This window comes from Actinocatenispora thailandica (assembly GCF_016865425.1).
Taxonomy (GTDB): Bacteria; Actinomycetota; Actinomycetes; order Mycobacteriales; family Micromonosporaceae; genus Actinocatenispora; species Actinocatenispora thailandica.
Genome location: NZ_AP023355.1, coordinates 1,569,210 through 1,588,066, shown reverse-complemented (window position 1 = coordinate 1,588,066; position 18,857 = coordinate 1,569,210). Strand labels below are relative to the sequence as shown.

The 18,857-nt window shown below is 75.1% G+C and carries 2 protein-coding genes; both read right to left on the bottom strand.

The features are described from left to right. Positions 1-8 precede the first annotated feature (8 nt). A complete protein-coding gene (locus tag Athai_RS06880) occupies positions 9-278 on the bottom strand; it encodes an MbtH family protein (RefSeq protein WP_420829767.1) in 270 nt (89 codons plus the stop codon). Continuing rightward, entirely contained in the window at positions 268-18,807 is an 18,540-nt protein-coding gene (locus tag Athai_RS06875; RefSeq protein WP_203960708.1) for a non-ribosomal peptide synthetase, read from the bottom strand. The genes Athai_RS06880 and Athai_RS06875 overlap by 11 nt, the downstream gene beginning before the upstream one ends. Positions 18,808-18,857 lie beyond the last annotated feature (50 nt).

Here is an 18,857-nt window from a genome sequence, read left to right as displayed (position 1 = left end):
GTCGGCGCCTACCCCTCCGCCGACGCGCGCGACGCCGCGTCGGCCTCCATCGCCTCGACCAGGCTGCGGGGTCGCATGTCCGTCCAGTGCTCCTCGATGTAGTCCACGCAGGTCTGGTGGTCGCTCTCGGTCAGCGTGACGGTCCAGCCGGGCGGCACGTCGATCGCGGCCGGCCACAGCGAGTACTGCCGCTCGTCGTTGATCAGCACCAGAAACCGGCCGTCGGTGTCGTCGAACGGGTTGGGCATGTCGGTGTCCTTCCATGTGCTACTGGTCAAGCTCGCGCAGTCTGCGCGCGAGCCGGGTTCCGATCTCGGCCGCCGGCTCCGGTCGGAGCATGTCCAGGTGCCGGCAGTCGACGCGGTGTTCCTCGATGTCGCCGCCGACGTACGGCCGCCACGACTCGGCGAGCTGGCTCGGGTCGGCGTCGACGCTGGCGGCGAAGTAGAGCAGGTCGCCGCCGTAGGTACGCGGGGCGAAGCCCCGGGCGAGTCGTTCGATGTTGACCGTGGCGCGGTAGAAGCCGGCGAAGTTCTCCTCGGCCAGCACGGCCAGGCCGGGATCGAGCTCCCGCACCCGGTCGAGCACGAGCGGCGTGATCTCCGCGCCGTCCGGGTCGGCCGTCGCGTCCGGCGCCAGGTGCCGCAGGCCTGCGACGAGGTCGCGCTCGGCCGGCATCCGGAACCCACCGTCACCGGTCACGTGGCCGTCGAGCATCGCCAAAAGCTCCACCCGCTCGCCCAGCTCCTCCAGCCGGACCGCCATCGCGTGCGCGACCGCGCCGCCGAACGACCAGCCCAGCAGCCGGTACGGGCCGTGCGGTTGGACCCGCCGCACCTGCTCCAGGTAGTCGGCGGCCATCTCGTCGATCGTGGTCGGCAGCCCGTCGACGCGGGTGATCGCGCGCGCCTGCAGTCCGTACACCGGCTGGTCGGCGTCGAGGTGGCGCAGCAGCCGGGAGTAGATCCAGCTGATCCCGATCCCGGGGTGCACGCAGAACAGCGGCGGCCGGTCCCCGGTGGGCCGCAGCGGAAGCAGCACGTCGAAGCCGTCGTCGCCGGTGTCGTCGCGGCCCGTGACGTGCCGCGCCAGGCCGGCCGGCGTCGGCGTCGCGAAGACCGCACGCAGCGGCACCTCCGCCCCCAGCACCTCGCGGACCCGGCTGATCAGCCGGGTCGCGAGCAGCGAGTGCCCGCCCAGGTCGAAGAAGTTGTCGTCGACGCCGACGGCCGGCAGGCCGAGCGTCTCGGCGACGAGGCCGCACAGGACCGCCTCCGCGGGCCGCCGCGGCGCCGACCGGCCCGCCAGCCCCGACAGGTCCGGCGCGGGCAGTGCCCGGCGATCGACCTTCCCGTTGTGGGTGAGCGGCAGCCGGTCGAGCAGCACCACCAGCGACGGCACCAGGTACGTCGGGAGCGTGGCGCCCAGTTCGCGGCGCAGCGCCACCGGGTCCGGTGTGTGCCCGGCGGCGGCCGTCACGTACCCGACGAGCCGCTCGTCGCCGGGGCGGTCCGCACGGGCGACCGCCACGGCGTCCGCCACGCCCGGCGACGCCGCGAGCGCGGCCTCGATCTCGCCCAGCTCGATCCGGAAGCCGCGGATCTTCACCTGGTCGTCCGCGCGGCCCAGGTACTCCAGCTCGCCGTCCGGCCGCCACCGCACCACGTCTCCGGTGCGGTACATCCGCTCGCCGTCGCCCCACGGGCAGGCCACGAACCGGCCGGCGGTCAGCGCCGGCCGGGCCCAGTAGCCGCGGGCCAGCGCCGCGCCCGCGACGTACAGCTCGCCGGCCACCCCGACCGGCACCGGCCGCAGCGCGTCGTCGAGCACGTGGACCCGGGTGTTGGCGAACGGCCGGCCGATCGGCACCGGGCCGTCCGCGATCTCGGCATCGGTCGGCACCGGATGCTGGGTACAGCCGACCGTCGCCTCGGTGGGGCCGTAGTGGTTGACGATCGGCACTCCGGGGTGCCGATCGCGCCACTCGCGCAGTTGCTCGCCCCGCACGGCGGCGCCGCCGACCATCAGCTGCCCGGTCGGCGAGCACCGCGCCGGCAGCGCCGAGGTCAGCAGCGCCAGGTGGCTCGGGGTGACCTTGACGAAGTCGTAGCCGAGGTCGTCACGGTCGAGCAGGTCGGCCAGCCCGTCGTCCAGCGCGGCGACGTGCACCCGGCCACCGCGGGTCAGCGCGCCGTACACGCTGGTCACCACCGCGTCGAAGGAGATCGACGCGTGCAGCAAGGTAGTGCCGGCGAGCGTCGGGTACGACTCGCGGCACTGCGCCAGGTAGTTGACGACCGAGCGGTGCTCGACCACGACGCCCTTCGGCCGGCCGGTGGAGCCGGACGTGTAGATCACGTACGCCGGGTGCGTCGGCAGCAGCGCCGCGCCCCGCTCCGCGTCGGTGAGGTCGTGCTCGGGCCGCGCCGCCAGCGCCTCGACGACGCCCGGATCGTCCAGCACGACCGCCGGTACGTCGGTGTCCGGCGCCAGATCCGCGGTGGTCAGCAGCAGCCGCGGCCGGATGTCGTCGAGCAGGAACGCGATCCGGTCGGCCGGGTACGCCGGGTCGACCGGCACGTACGCCGCGCCTGCCTTGAGCACCGCGAGCATGGCCACGACCACGTCCGCGGAGCGGTCCAGCAGCAGCGCCACCCGTTCCTCCAGGCCCGCGCCGTGCTCGACGAGCAGCCGGGCGAGCCGGTTGGCCTGCGCGTTGAGCCGCGCGTACGACAGGCGGGCGTCCGCGGCGACCACGGCCTCGGCGCCCGGCGTGCCGGCGACCTGCCGTTCGACCAGGTCGGTGACGGTCGCCTCGGGTACCGGCCGGGCGGTGGCGTTCCACTCCTCGACCAGCAGACGCCGCTCGGGCTCGTCGAGCACCGGAAGCTCGCCGACCCGGACGTCCGGATCGGCGGCGACCCGGCGCAACACGCGCACCAGCCGGTCGGCGATCGCGGCGACGGTGGCCGCATCGAACAGGTCCGTGGCGTACTGGATCATGCCCTGGACGCCGGTCGGCTTGCCGTCGCCGGAGCGCTCCTCGACCAGGTACACGCCCAGGTCGAACCGGGCGGCGCCGCCGGAGAACGGCACCAGGTCGGCCCGCATCCCCGGCACCCGGACCCCTTCGTCGGTGCGGTTCTGCACCGCCAGCATCACCTGGAACAGCGGGTGGTGCGCCAGCGACCGGTGCGGGTTGAGCACATCCACCAACCGCTCGAACGGCACGTCCTGGTTCGCATACGCCGCCAGGTCGGTCTCCCGCACCCGACCCAACAGCTCCCGGAACGACGGATCCCCGCCGGTATCCGTCCGCAACACCAACGTGTTGACGAAGAACCCGACCAACTCGTCCAACGCCTCGTCGGTACGACCCGCGATCGGCGACCCGATCGGCACGTCCGACCCCGCACCCAACCGCGTCAACAGCGCCGCCAGCGCCGCGTGCAGCACCATGAACACCGTCGTACCGGTGCCACGCGCCAGCTCCACCAGCCCGGCGTGCGTCCCGGCGTCGAGCGCGAAGTCGTGGTGGGCGCCGCGGTGCGTGGCGACCGCCGGCCGCGGCCGGTCGAACGGCAGCGCGAGCTGCTCCGGCAGCCCCGCCAGCCGCTCCCGCCAGTACGCCACCTGGCCGGCGATGCGGCTGCCCTCCTCGTCCGGGTCACCGAGCAGTTCCCGCTGCCAGAGAGCGTAGTCGGCGTACTGCACCGGCAGCGGCTCGAACACCGGCGCACGACCGTCCCGACGCGCTGCGTACGCCACCGACAGGTCCCGCAGCAGCGGGCCGGTCGACCACCCGTCCGTTGCGATGTGGTGCACCACCAGCACCAGCACCCACGACCCGTCGCCGGCGTCGGACAGCCACACCCGGACCGGGATCTCCGCCGACAGGTCGAACCGGTACCCGGCCGCCGCCGTCACCAGCGCGTCGACGTCGTCGACCCGGCCGACCTGCACCGGCGCCCCGGCGGCCTCCGCGGCCAGGACCGTCTCCGCCGGCCGCCCGTCGACCTCGGTGAACACGGTGCGCAGCGACTCGTGCCGGCCGATCACGTCGGCCACCGCGGCGCGCATCGCGTCGGTGTCGACCGCGCCGGTCAGCCGCATCGCCAGCGGCACGTTGTAGGTCGCGCTCGGCCCCTCCAGCCGAAACAGGAACCACAGCCGCTGCTGCGCGAACGAGACCGGCACCACGTCCGGACGCGGCACCGGGCGCAGCGCCGGGCGCGGTGTACCGGAGTGCTCGTCGAGGACCGCCGCGAGGCCGGCCGCGGTCGGCGTCTGGAAGATCTCGCGCACGCCGAGCTCGACACCCAGCACCGCGCGGATCCGGCTGACCAGCCGCGTCGCCAGCAACGAATGCCCACCGAGGTCGAAGAACGAGTCCCGGACACCGACCGCCGGCACGCCGAGCACGTCGGCGAACACATCGGCCAGCACCTGCTCGCGCGCGCTGCGCGGTACCTCGTCGCCGGCGCCGAAGTCGGGGTCCGGCAGGGCCCGGCGGTCCACCTTGCCGTTCGCGGTGACCGGCAGCGTGTCGAGCACCAGCACCGCGGCCGGCACCATGTAGTCCGGCAGCAGGTCGGCCAGCCGAGCGCGCAGCGCCGCCGGCGCGGGCCGGGCGTCGCCGGGCGTCACGTACCCGAGCAGCCGCCGCTCACCGCCCGACTCGCCGCGCGCGTCCACCACCGCCTGCCGTACGTCCGGCAGCGCGGCGAGCGCCGCCTCGACCTCGCCGAGCTCGACCCGGAACCCGCGGATCTTGACCTGCTCGTCGGCGCGGCCGACGAACCGGAGCCCACCGGCGTGTCGGCGCACCACGTCGCCGGTGCGGTACATCCGCTCGCCGGCACCCCACGGGCAGGCCACGAACCGCGCGGCGGTCAGGTCCGGCCGACCCAGGTAGCCGCGGGCCAGGCCGGCGCCGGCCACGTACAGCTCGCCGGCCACGCCGTCCGGCACCGGCTGCAGGTACTCGTCGAGCACGTACACCCGGGTGTCGTCCAGCGGCCGGCCCAGCGGGAGCCAGTCGGCCCGCGGCGCGTCCGGCTCGACGACGTGCTGCGTGGCGCACAGCGTGACCTCGGTCGGCCCGTACAGGTGGCGCACCCGCAGCGTCGGGCAGGCCGCCCGGACCCGGTCGACGGCGGCGGCCGACACCGCGTCGCCGCCGGTCAGCAGCTCGGTCAGCGGCGCGAAGCAGGCCGGGTCCTGCTCCGCGACGACCCGCAGCAGGCCGGCGGTCAGGTGCGCGTGGGTCACCGCGTGCCGGTCGAACAGGCCGCGCAGCCAGCCGGCGTCGCCGTCCCCGTCCGGCGCCACGACGACGCAGCCGCCGCGCAGCAGCGTCACCCACACCTCGTAACAGGAGGCGTCGAACGCGTACGGCGCCTGGAACAGCACCCGCGTGTCCGGCCCCGTACCCCAGCACGAGTCCGACACCAACGACACGACGTCGCCGACCGTGGCCACCACACCCTTCGGCGCCCCGGTCGACCCCGACGTGTACATCACGTACGCGGCGGAATCGACGCCGGCCGCGGCGAACGAGCCCGCGTCGGCGTCGCCGGTGTGGTCCGACACGTCCAGCACGGCCCGCCCGTCGGCCGCCGGGTGCCCGCGGTGCGCCGCGTCCACCAGCAGCACCGACACCCCCGCATCCGACAACACCCACCGCGTCCGGGCCACCGGCGACCGCGCATCCACCGGCACATACGCCGCGCCGACCCGCCACACCGCCAGCATCGCCACCACCAGATCCACCGACCGGTCCAGCAACACACCGACCCGGCCACCCGGACCAACCCCCCGCGCCACCAGCCGCCGCGCCACCCGATCCACCCGCGCCGCCAACTCCGCGAACGACACCCGCTCGTCCCCGAACACCACCGCGTCCGCGGACGGCGCCTCGCGCACCCGGGCGTCGAACAGCTCGGTCAGCGTGGCGGCCGGGGCCACCGGCCCGGTGCCGCGCGGCAGCAGGCGGCGGCGCTCCGCGTCCGCCAGCAGGTCGAGGCTGCCGACCCGGGTGCCGGGGTCGGCCACGACCTGCCGGAGCACCCGCGCCCAGCGCGACACGACCGCCTCGACGGTCGCGGCGTCGAACACATCGGTCGCGTACTCGGCCAGCCCGACCAGGCCGCCGTCCGCGCGGTCCACGAGGCTGAGGCTCAGGTCGACGCGGGCCGCGCCGGCCGTCGCCGGCAGCGGCTCGGCCGACACGCCGTCGAGGCGCAGCGCGTCACCCGCGTCGTACTGGTACGCCAGCATCACCTGGAACAGCGGGTGGTGCGCCAGCGACCGGTGCGGGTTGAGCACATCCACCAACCGCTCGAACGGCACGTCCTGGTTCGCATACGCCGCCAGGTCGGTCTCCCGCACCCGACCCAACAGCTCCCGGAACGACGGATCCCCGCCGGTATCCGTCCGCAACACCAACGTGTTGACGAAGAACCCGACCAACTCGTCCAACGCCTCGTCGGTACGACCCGCGATCGGCGACCCGATCGGCACGTCCGACCCCGCACCCAACCGCGTCAACAGCGCCGCCAACGCCGCGTGCAGCACCATGAACACCGTCGTACCGGTCTCCCGGGCCAGCCGGACGACCCCGGCGTGGACGTCGTCGTCGAGCCGGAACGGGTGGCCGGCGCCGCGGTGCGTGGCGACCGCCGGCCGCGGCCGGTCGAACGGCAACGCCACCTGCTCCGGCAGCCCCGCCAGCCGCTTTCGCCAGTACGCCACCTGACCCGACACCACGCTGCCCGGGTCCTCGACGTCACCCAACAGCTCCCGCTGCCACAGCGCGTAGTCCGCGTACTGCACCGGCAACGGCTCGAACACCGGCGCACGACCCTCCCGACGCGCCGCATACGCCACCGACAGGTCACGCAACAACGGACCCATCGACCACCCGTCCCCCGCGATGTGGTGCAACAACACCACCAACACCCACGACCCGTCCCCGGCGTCCACCAACGACACCCGCACCGGGACCTCCGCCGACAGGTCGAACCGGTACCCGGACGCGTCGGCGACCGCCGCGTCGACATCACCGGTCCGACCGATGGTGACCGGGACGCGCAGGTCCGCGGGATCGAGGACCCGCTGCACCGGACGGCCGTCCACCTCGGCCACGACGGTACGCAGCGCCTCGTGCCGCTCCAGCACGTCACCCACCGCCGCGGTCAGCGCGTCCGCGTCCACCGTGCCGGTCAACCGCAGCGCCAGCGGCACGTTGTACGTCGCGTTCGGCCCCTCCAGCCGGTCCAGGAACCACAGCCGCTGCTGCGCGAACGACACCGGCACCAGCTCCGGACGCGGCATCCGACGCAGCGCCGGCCGGGCCGTACCCGCGTGCTCGTCCATCGCGCGCGCCAGCCCGGCCACCGTCGGCGCCTCGAACACCAGCCGCACCGGCACCTCAACACCCAGCACCGACCGGACCCGGCTCACCAACCGGGTCGCCAGCAACGAATGCCCACCCAGATCGAAGAACGAGTCCCGGGCACCAACCGCCGGCACACCGAGCACCTCGGCGAACACCCCGGCGAGGATCTCCTCCCGCGGACCGCGCGGCGCCTCGTCGGCGGCGCCGAACTCGGGAGCCGGCAGCGCGCGCCGGTCCACCTTCCCGTTGTCGGTCAGCGGCATCACGTCGAGCACCACCACCGCCGCCGGCACCAGATGCGCCGGCAACGACCGGGCCACCGCGCGCCGCAGCTCGCCGGCCTCCGGTACCCGGTCGGCGTCGGCGGGCGTCACGTAGCCGACGAGCCGGCGGTCACCGGGCCGGTCCTCGCGCGCGACGACCACGGCCCGGCCGACCGGCGCCAGCGCGGTCAGCGCCACCTCGACCTCGCCCGGTTCGATCCGGAACCCGCGGATCTTGACCTGGTCGTCGGCCCGGCCGAGGTAGTCGAGGCCACCGTCGCGCCGGCGGCGGACCACGTCGCCGGTGCGGTACATCCGCTCGCCGGCACCCCACGGGCAGGCCACGAACCGCGCGGCGGTCAGGTCCGGCCGACCCAGGTACCCGCGGGCCAGGCCGGCGCCGGCCACGTACAGCTCGCCGGCCACGCCGTCCGGCACCGGGCGCAGCCGGTCGTCGAGCACGAACGCGGCCAGGTCGGCCAGCGGGACGCCGATCGGGCTGCCCACCCCGGCCGGCTCGTCGCCGAGCGGCGCGTACGTGACGTGCACCGTGGTCTCGGTGATGCCGTACATGTTGACCAGGGCCGGGCCGTCCGGGCCCGCCAGCCGCCGCCACTCGGACACCTGCGCCACGTCCAGCGCCTCCCCGCCGAAGATCACCCGGCGCAGCGCCAGCCCGGCCAGCGCTGCGGAGTCCCGCCGGGCGATGTCCACCAGCTGTGCGAACACCGACGGCGTCACGTTCAGCACGGTGACCCGTTCGGCGGCCAGCAGCCCGATCAGCTCGGCCGGCGACCGGGTCAGCTCGCCCGGGACCACCACGACCGTGCCGCCGGAGGCCAGCGCCCCGAACGTCTCCCACACCGAGAAGTCGAACGCGTACGAGTGGAACAGCGTCCACACGTCGCCCGCGGTGAACCGGAACGCGTCGCGGGTCACCGCCAGCAGCCGCGTCACGTTCGCGTGCGAGACGACGACACCCTTCGGCACGCCGGTCGAGCCGGACGTGTGGATCACGTACGCCGCCTGTCCGGGGTGCAGCGGCGCTCCGCGGTCGGCGTCGGTCGGGTTGCCAGCCGGCTGTTCGGCCAGCGACCGTTCGGTGGCGTCGTCGCCGAGCACGACGGGCAGCACGCCGTCGGGTAGCAGGTCGCGGTGGGCCGCGGTGAGCACGACCGCCGCGGGCCGCGTGCCGGACAGCACCAGTGCGACCCGGTCGGTGGGCGTGTCCGGGTCGACCGGCGCGTACGCCGCGCCGGCCTTGAGCACGGCCAGCATCGCCACGACCGTGTCCTCCGACCGGGGCAGCACCAGCGCGACCCGGTCCTCGGTCCGCACCCCGCCGGCCAGCAGCAGCCGCGCCAGCCGGTTCGCCCGCTCGTTCAGCTCCGTGTACGTGCTGCGCCGGTCGCCACACACCACCGCGCACGCGTCGGGGTCGGCGCCGACCCGGTCCTCGAACAGCCGCACCAGCGTCGCCGGCTCGTCCGGTGTCCGGGGTGCCACGGCCAGGGCCGCCCGCTCGGCGTCGTCCAGCAGGTCAACGCCGGACAACCGGGTGTCCGGGTCGGCGACCAGCGCGCGCAGCAACCGCACCCACCGCGCCGTCAGGTCGTCCACGGTGCCCGCGTCGAACAGGTCCGTCGCGTAGTCCACCCAGCCGCGCAGCCCGGCCGGCGCACCGTCCGCGTCCCGGTCCTCGCGCAGATTGACGCTGAGGTCGACGAGCGCGCCGGCGGCGTCCAGCGGCAGCGGCGTGACGTCGGCGCCGGGCAGCGTCAGGCCCGGCTCCGCGGTGTTCTGCAGCGCGAGGATGACCGAGAACAACGGATGGTGGGACAGCGACCGGGACGGGTTGAGGATGTCCACCAGCCGCTCGAACGGCACGTCCTGGTGCGCGTACGCCGCGAGGTCGTCCTCCCGGACCCGGGCCAGCAGGTCCCGGAAAGTCGGGTCGCCGGACGTGTCGGTGCGCAGCACCAGCGTGTTGACGAAGAACCCGACCAGCTCGTCCAGCGCCTCGTCGGTACGACCGGCCACCGGCGAGCCGATCGCGATGTCGGTGCCGGCGCCGAGCCGGGTCAGCAGCGCCGCCAGCGCCGCCTGCAGCACCATGAACACCGTCGTACCGGCGTCGCGCGCCACCGCGGTCAGGCCGGCGTACAGCGCGGGGTCGAGGTCGAACGGGCGGGTGCCACCGCGGTGCGAGGCGACCGCCGGCCGCGGCCGGTCGAGCGGCAGCGTCAGCTCCTCCGGCAACCCGGCCAGCCGCTGGCGCCAGTACGCCACCTGGCCGGCGATCAGGCTGTCCGGCCGGTCCGGGTCGCCGAGCAGGTCGCGCTGCCAGAGCGCGTAGTCGGCGTACTGCACCGGCAGCGGCGCCCAGCCGGGCGCGGTGCCGGCGCGGCGCGCGGCGTACGCGGTCGCCAGGTCGCCCAGCAGCGGTCCCATCGACCATCCGTCGCTGGCGATGTGGTGCGCGAGCAGCACGAGCGTGACCGCGCCGTCGCCGGTGTCGGCCAGCCACGCCCTCAGCGGCGGCTCGGTCGCCAGCTCCAGCCGGGTGGCGGCCCACCCGGCGACCAGACCGGGTATCTCGTCCGCGGCGACGCGCAGCGTCTCCACCGGCACCGCGGTCGCCGGCAGCACGGTCTGCGCCGGCCGCCCATCGACCTCGCCGAACACGGTACGCAGCGCCTCGTGCCGCTCGGCCACGTCGGTGACCGCTGCGGCCAGCGCCGCGACGTCCACGTCACCGCAGAGCCGGAGCGCCATCGGCACGTTGTACGTCGTGCTCGGCCCCTCCAGCCGGTAGAGGAACCACAGCCGCTGCTGCGCGTACGACAGCGGCACCAGCTCCGGCCGCGGCACCGGCCGCAGCGCCGGCCGGGACGTGCCGGCGCGACCGGCGACCACCGCGGCGAGACCGGCCGCGGTCGGCGTCTCGAACACCGCACGCACCGGGACCTCGACGGACAGCACCGCGCGGATGCGGCTGATCAGCCTCGTGGCCAGCAGCGAGTGCCCACCCAGGTCGAAGAAGCCGTCGTCGACACCGACGCCGTCGACACCGAGCACCTCGGCGAAGATCGCGCACAGCGCCGCCTCGGTCGGGGTACGCGGCGCGGTACCGGTCGCGGCGGCACCGAAGTCGGGGGCCGGCAGCGCGCGCCGGTCCACCTTGCCGTTGGCGGTCAACGGCAGCTCGTCGAGCACCATGACCGCGGCCGGCACCATGTAGGCGGGCAACAGGTCGGCGACCCGCCGGCGCACCGCCGCCGGGTCGGGTCGCCGCGCCGGGTCCTGCGGCGTCACGTACCCGACGAGCCCGCGACCGGTCCGCGCCGCGGGGACGTCGGCGGCCTCGTACCGGCGTGCCGACGGCGCCGCGTCGGGCAGTTCGACCAGACTGAGCCGGCAGTCCGGGTCGGCGACCATCGCGGCCAGCAGCACGGTCCACGCCTCGGTCAGCGCGCGCACCGTGCCGGCGTCGAACAGGTCGACCGCGTACTCGACGGCGCCGTCGATGCCGCCGGGCTGGCCGCCGGCCCACCGTTCGGTCGCCAGCACGCTCAGGTCCACCCGCGCGCTGTGCCCGGCGAACGGCATCGGTTCGGCGGCGGCGCCGTCCAGCCGCAGGGACGTGCCCGCGTCCTCGCTCTGGAACGCGAGGATCACCTGGAACAGCGGGTGGTGCGCCAGCGACCGGTGCGGGTTGAGCACATCCACCAACCGCTCGAACGGCACGTCCTGGTTCGCATACGCCGCCAGATCGGTCTCCCGCACCCGACCCAACAGCTCCCGGAACGACGGATCCCCGCCGGTGTCGGTACGCAACACCAACGTGTTGACGAAGAACCCGACCAACTCGTCCAACGCCTCGTCGGTACGACCCGCGATCGGCGACCCGATCGGCACATCCGACCCCGCACCCAACCGCGTCAACAGCGCCGCCAGACCGGCCTGCACCACCATGAACACCGTCGTACCGGTCTGGCGGGCCAGCGCCGACAGCCCGGCGTGCAGTTCGGCGTCGATGGCGAACCCGACGACCGCCCCCCGGTACGAGGCCACCGCCGGTCGCGGCCGGTCGAACGGCAACGCGAGCTGGTCGGGCACCCCGGCCAGCCGGTCCCGCCAGTACGCCACCTGCCCGGCGAGCCGGCTCTCCGGGTCGTCTGCCGATCCGAGCAGCTCCCGCTGCCACAGCGCGTAGTCCGCGTACTGCACCGCAAGCGGCTCGAACACCGGCGCCTGGCCGCCCCGCCGCGCCGCATACGCCACCGACAGGTCCCGCAACAACGGACCCATCGACCACCCGTCCCCCGCGATGTGGTGCAACAACACCACCAACACCCACGACCCGTCCCCGGCGTCGAGCAACGACACCCGCACCGGGACCTCCGCCGACAGGTCGAACCGGTGGCCGACCGCGGCATCGATGGTCGCGGCCACCTCGCCGGCGCAGACGGCTGCCACCGTCACCGGCACCGGCACGTCGGTGGCGCCGAGCACCGTCTGTACCGGCTCGCCGTCCACCTCGGTCACGACCGTGCGCAGCGCTTCGTGCCGGCCCAGCACGTCACCCACCGCCGCGGTCAGCGCGTCCGCGTCCACCATGCCGGTCAACCGCAGCACCACCGGCACGTTGTACGTCGCGCTCGGCCCCTCCAGCCGATGCAGGAACCACAGCCGCTGCTGCGCGAACGACACCGGCAGCAGCTCCGGGCGCGGCAGCCGGCGCAGCGCCGGCCGGGCCGCGGCGTGCTCGCGGTCCAGCAGCGCCGCCAGCCCCGCCACCGTCGGCGCCTCGAACACCGCCCGCACCGGCACCTCGACACCCAGCACCGACCGGACCCGGCTCACCAGCCGCGTCGCCAGCAGCGAATGCCCACCCAGATCGAAGAAGCCGTCGTGCACGCCGACCGCCGGCAGGCCCAGCACGTCGGCGAACACGCCGGCCAGCAGCTCCTCCCGCGGGCCGCGCGGCGCCTGCGGGTCCACCGCGGCGTACTCCGGCTCCGGCAGCACCCGACGGTCCACCTTCCCGTTACCGGTCAGCGGAAGCGCGTCGAGCACCACCACCGCCGACGGCACCAGGTAGTCGGGCAGCCGGTCGGCCAGCAGGCGGCGCAGCGCACCCGGGTCCAAGCGCTCGCCGGCCCGCGCCGGCGTCGCGTACCCGAGCAGTCGCCGCTCGGCGCCCGGTTCGCCGCGCACCACCACGACCGCCTGCCCGACACCCGGCAGGGCCGCCAGCGCCGCCTCGGCCTCGCCCGGCTCGACCCGGTACCCGCGGATCTTCACCTGGTCGTCGGACCGGCCCAGGTATTCCAGCGCGCCGTCGCCGCGCCACCGCGCCACGTCGCCGGTGCGGTACATCCGCTCGCCCGCGCCCCACGGGCAAGCCACGAAGCGGGACGCGGTCTGCGCGGGCCGGTCGCCGTAGCCGCGCGCCACGCCGGTGCCGGCGACGTACAGCTCGCCGGCCACTCCCGCCGGGACCGGCCGCAGCCGCTCGTCCAGGACGAACACCCGCATCGCGGCGAGCGGCCGGCCGAGCGGCAGCCGGTCGCCGACCTCCTCGGCCGGCTCGACGGCGTGCTGCGTGGCGCACAGCGTGACCTCGGTCGGCCCGTACAGGTGGCGCACCCGCAGCGTCGGACAGGCCGCCCGGACCCGGTCGACGGCGGCGGCCGACACCACGTCCCCGCCGGTCAGCAGCTCGCTCAGGGCGCCGAAGCAGCCCGGCTCGCGCTCGGCGACCGCGCGCAGCAGCCCGGCGGTCACGTGCGCGTGGGTGACCCCGTGCCGGTCGATCTGGTCGCGCAGCCAGCCGGCGTCCGGCTCCGTCGGCGGCGCCACGACGACACAGGCGCCGGCGACCAGCGGCACCCACAGCTCGTAGCAGGACGCGTCGAACGAGTACGGGGCGTGGAACAGCACCCGGTCACCCGGGCCGACCCGCCAACATCCGTCCGTGGCCAGCGCCGTCACGTCGGCGACGGTGGCGACCACGCCCTTGGGCACCCCGGTCGACCCGGACGTGTACATCACGTACGCCGCGCCCCGGACGTCGGCCGGCCGCACCGGCGGCACCGCGCCGTCGCCGTCCACGTGCCGGACCGGCGCCACGCCGGCCACCTCCGCGTCACCGTCCACGTTCAGGACCGGCACGCCGGCGGTGCCGGTGACGTCGTGGTCGGCGTACCGGTCGTCGACCACGAGCAGCCGCACGGCCGCGTCGTCCAGCATCCAGCGCAGCCGGTCGGCGGGGGCACGCGCGTCGAGCGGCACGTACGCCGCGCCGGTGCGCAGCACCGCCAGCAGCACCGTGACCAGGGTCGGCGACCGGTCCAGCAGCACGCCGACCCGGACCTCCGGTCCGACGCCGTGCCCGGCCAGCCGGCGGGCGAGCCGGTCCGCCCAGGCGTCGAGCCGCCGGTACGTGACGCTCCGCCCGCCGCCCCGCACGGCGACGGCGTCCGGCGTCTCGCGGACCCGCGCGTCGATCAGCTCGACCAGACCGGCGGCCGGGATCTGCGTGTCCATGGCCGGCAGCAGCCGCTCGCGCTCGTCGTCGGCGAGGATCTCCAGCCGGCCGATCCGCCCGTCCGGGTCGTCCGCGACCTGCCGCAGCACCCGCAGCAGCCGGTCCACGACGGCGTCCACGGTGGCCGCGTCGAACAGGTCGACCCGGTACTCGATCCGGCCGCGCATCCCGGCCGCGGCGCCGTCCGCGGCCCGGTCCTCGGTGAGCTGGACGCTCAGATCGAACCGCGCGGCGCCGTCCGGCACGACCATCGGCTCGGCCCGCACACCCGGCAGCTCGACCGCCGCGTCGGCGTTGTTCTGCAACGCGAGCATCACCTGGAACAGCGGGTGGTGCGCCAGCGACCGCGTCGGGTTCAGCGCGTCCACCAGCAGCTCGAACGGTAGGTCCTGATGCTCGTACGCGGCGAGGTCGATGCCGCGCACCCGTGCCAGCAGCTCCCGGAACGTCGGGTCGCCCGAGGTGTCGGTGCGCAGCACCAGCGTGTTGACGAAGAACCCGACCAGCTCGTCCAACGCCACGTCGGTGCGCCCGGCGACCGGAGTGCCGACCGGGATGTCCGGGCCGGCGCCGAGCCGGCTCAGCAGCGTCGCCAGTGCCGCCTGCACCACCATGAACAGCGTCGCGGAGCCCTCGCGCGCCAGCCGCACCAAGCCGGCGTGCACCACCGGGTCGACGGTGAACTCGCGGCCGGCGCCCCGGTGCGCGGCGATCGCAGGCCGGGGCCGGTCGACCGGCAGCGTCAGCCGATCGGGCACGCCCGCGAGGCCGCGCCGCCAGTGGTCGAGCTGCCGGGCGTGGACGCTGTCCGGGTCGTCCGGGTCGCCGAGCAGGCCCCGTTGCCACAGCGCGTAGTCGGCGTACTGCACCGGAAGCGGGCGCCACCGCGGTGGGCCGCCGGCGCGCCGCGCCGCGTACGCGGTCGACAGGTCGCGCAGCAGCGGTCCCATCGACCAGCCGTCGCCGGCGATGTGGTGCACCAGCACCAGCAGCACCCACGACCCGTCGCCGGTGTCGAACAGCGACACCCGCACCGGCGCCTCCGCCGACAGGTCGAACCGGTACGACGCCGCCGCGGCCACCGCGTCCGTCACCTCGGCCGCGTCGACCCTCTCGACGCGCACCGGCACGGCACCGTCGGCGGGCAGCACCGTCTGCACCGGCTGCCCGTCGACCTCGCCGAACACGGTACGCAGCGCCTCGTGCCGGCCGACCACGTCGCCGACCGCCGCGGTCAGCGCCGCGACGTCCAGCTCGCCGGTCAGCCGCAGCGCCGCGGGCATGTTGTACGTCGCGCTCGGCCCCTCCAGCTTGTGCAGGAACCACAGCCGCCGCTGCGCGAACGACACCGGCAGCCGGACCGGACGCGGCATCGGCCGCAGCGCCGGCCGGGACGCCCCCCGCCACCCGTCGACGAGCGTGGCCAGCCCCGCCACCGTCGGGGTCTCGAACACCGCCCGCACCGGCACCTCGACACCCAGCTCGGCACGGATCCGGCCGACCAGGCGGGTGGCCAGCAGCGAGTGCCCACCCAGGTCGAAGAACGAGTCCCGGACGCCGACGGCCGGCAGGCCGAGGATGTCGGCGAAGACCGCCGCGAGGATCTCCTCGCCGGGGGTGCGCGGCACCGCGCCGTCACCGGCATACCCGCCGAACCCGGGTGCCGGCAGCGCTCGCCGGTCCACCTTGCCGTTCGCGGTCACTGGCAACGCGTCGAGCACCACCACCGCCGACGGCACCAGGTGGCCCGGCAGCGCGCCGAACAGCTCCTGGCGCAGCGCCCGCGGATCGGGCCGCCGGTCCGGGTCGGCCGGCGTCACGTACCCGACGAGTCGCCGGTCGCCCGGCGTGTCCTCCCGGACCACGGCCACCGCGTCACCGACGGGGTCCAGCGCGACCATCGCCGCGGCGACCTCCGCCGGCTCGATCCGGAACCCGCGCAGCTTCACCTGGTCGTCCGACCGGCCCAGGTACTCCAGGCCACCGTCGGGCCGCCGGCGCACCACGTCGCCGCTGCGGTACATCCGCGCACCGCGGCGCCACGGGCAGGCGACGAACCGGCCGGCGGTCAGCGCCGCGCGGCCCAGGTAGCCGCGCGTCACGCTCGGGCCGGCGAGGTACAGCTCCCCGGCCACGCCGGTCGGCACCGGGCGCAGCCGCTCGTCCAGCACGTAGCAGACCGTGTCGGGCAGGGCGCGGCCGATCCGGCTGCCCACGCCCGGCTCCGTCTCCGGCTCGACCGGCAGGTACGTGTTGACGACCGTCGTCTCGGTGATGCCGTACATGTTCATGAAGCCGGGACCGTCCGGGCCGGCCAGCTCCCGCCACGCGGCGATGCGGGCGGGGTCGACCACCTCCCCGCCGAAGACCACCCAGCGCGGCGCGGCGCCGGCCAGCCGGTCCGCGTCCCGGCGGGCCGCCTCCACGACCCGCGCGAACACCGACGGCGTCACGTTCCACACCGTCACCGCGTGCTCGCCGAGCAGCCGGAGCAGGTCGGCCGGCGACCGGGTCACCGACTTCGGCACCACCACCAGCCGGCCGCCGAACGCCAGCGCGCCGAACGTCTCCCACACCGAGAAGTCGAACGCGTACGAGTGGAACAGCGTCCACACGTCGTCCGCGCCGAAGCCGAACGTCCGCAGCCCGGCGTCCAGCAGCCGCACCACGTTGCGGTGCTCGACCACGACGCCCTTCGGCGTGCCGGTCGAGCCGGATGTGAAAATCACGTACGCGGCGTTCCCGGGTCGCAGCGGGCCACGGCGCTCCGCGTCGGTCACCTCGGCGGCCGACCGGGCCGCCAGCCCGGCCACCGTGTCCGGGTCGTCCAGCACCACCGGCGCGTCCGCGTCGGGTACCGCGCCGAGCCGGTCCGCGGTGGTCAGCACCACCGTCGGCGTACCGCCGGAGGTGGCCGCCACGTCGTCGAGCACCAGCGCGATCCGTTCGGCCGGGTAGTCCGGGTCGACCGGCACGTACGCCGCGCCCGCGGTGAGCACGGCCAGCATCGCCACGACCATCTCCACCGACCGGGGCAGCACGAGCACCACCCGGTCGTCCGGACCGACCCCCCGGTCGGCCAGCAGGCGGGCCAGCCGGTTCGCCCGCTCGGCCAGCTCCCGGTACGTCACGCGCTCCGCTTCGTACACCACCGCGCAGGCGTCCGGCGTGGCCCGCACCCGGGACGCGATCAGGTCGATCAGCGTGTCGTCCGGCACCGTCGGCGCGGCCGTCGGTCCCGGCCCGGTCAGCGCGCGAGCCTCCGCCGCGTCGAGCAGGTCGAGTGCGCCGATGCGCCGGTCCGGGTCGGCGGTGACCTGGCGCAGCAGCCGGATCCAGCGCTCCGCCAGCCCTGCCACCGTGTCGGCGTCGAACAGGTCCGTCGCGTACTCGATCCAGCCGTCGACGCCGGCGGCGCCGGACCGCTCGGTCAGTGTGATGCTGAGGTCCATCCGGGCGCTGCTGGAGGCGACCGGCACCGGCCCGGCATCGGACAGGCCCGGCAGCTCGATGCGGGCGTCCCCCGCGTTCTGCAGCGCCAGCAGGATCTGGAACAGCGGATGGTGCGCCAGCGTCCGGTGCGGGTTGAGCGCGTCGACGAGCCGCTCGAACGGCACGTCCTGATGGTCCTGTGCGGCCAGCGCGTCGGCGCGGACCTGGGCCAGCAGCTGCCGGAACGTCGGGTCGCCGGACGTGTCGGTGCGCAGCACCAGCGTGTTGACGAAGAACCCGACCAGCTCGTCCAGCGCCTCGTCGGTGCGCCCCGCCACCGGCGTACCGACCGGGATGTCGGTGCCGGCACCCAGCCGCGTCAGCAGCGCCGCGAACGCGGCCTGTACCACCATGAACGGTGTGGCACCGGCGTTTCGCGCGACCCGGAGGATCGCGGCGTGCAGCTCGGCGTCGAATCCGAACGCGTGGCTGGCGCCGCGGTGCGAGGCGACCGCCGGCCGGGGCCGGTCGAACGGCAACGCCAGCCCGTCCGGCAAGCCCGCCAACCTGTCCCGCCAGTACGCCACCTGCCGCGACAACACACTGCCCGGATCCTCCGCCGCACCCAACAACTCCCGCTGCCACAACGCGTAATCCGCATACTGCACCGGCAACGGCTCCCACCCCGGCGCCACACCCGCCAACCGCGCCGCATACGCCGCCGACAGATCCCGCAACAGCGGCCCCATCGACCAGCCGTCCCCGGCGATGTGGTGCAGCAGCAGCACGAGCACCCACGAGCCGTCGCCGGTGCCGGCCAGCCAGACCCGGACCGGGATCTCGGTCGCCAGGTCGAACCGGTACCGCACCGCGGCGTCCACCGCAGCCGGGACATCCGCCGCGGCCAGCCGGACCACCTCGACCGGGACCTCCACCTCGTCGGGGGGCAGGATCGTCTGCTCCGGCTGCTCGCCCCGCTCGGTGACGACGGTGCGCAGCACCTCGTGCCGGCTGACCACGTCGGCGACCGCCGCGGTCAGCGCCGCGGTGTCCAGCTCGCCGGCCAGGCGCAGCACCGTGGGCATGTTGTAGGTCGCGCTCGGGCCGTCCAGCCGGTACTGGAACCAGAGACGCTGCTGTGCGAACGACAACGGCACCATCGCAAAGACTCCCCAGGCTCAGCTCGTCCGGCGCGGGCCGGTGGTCGGTT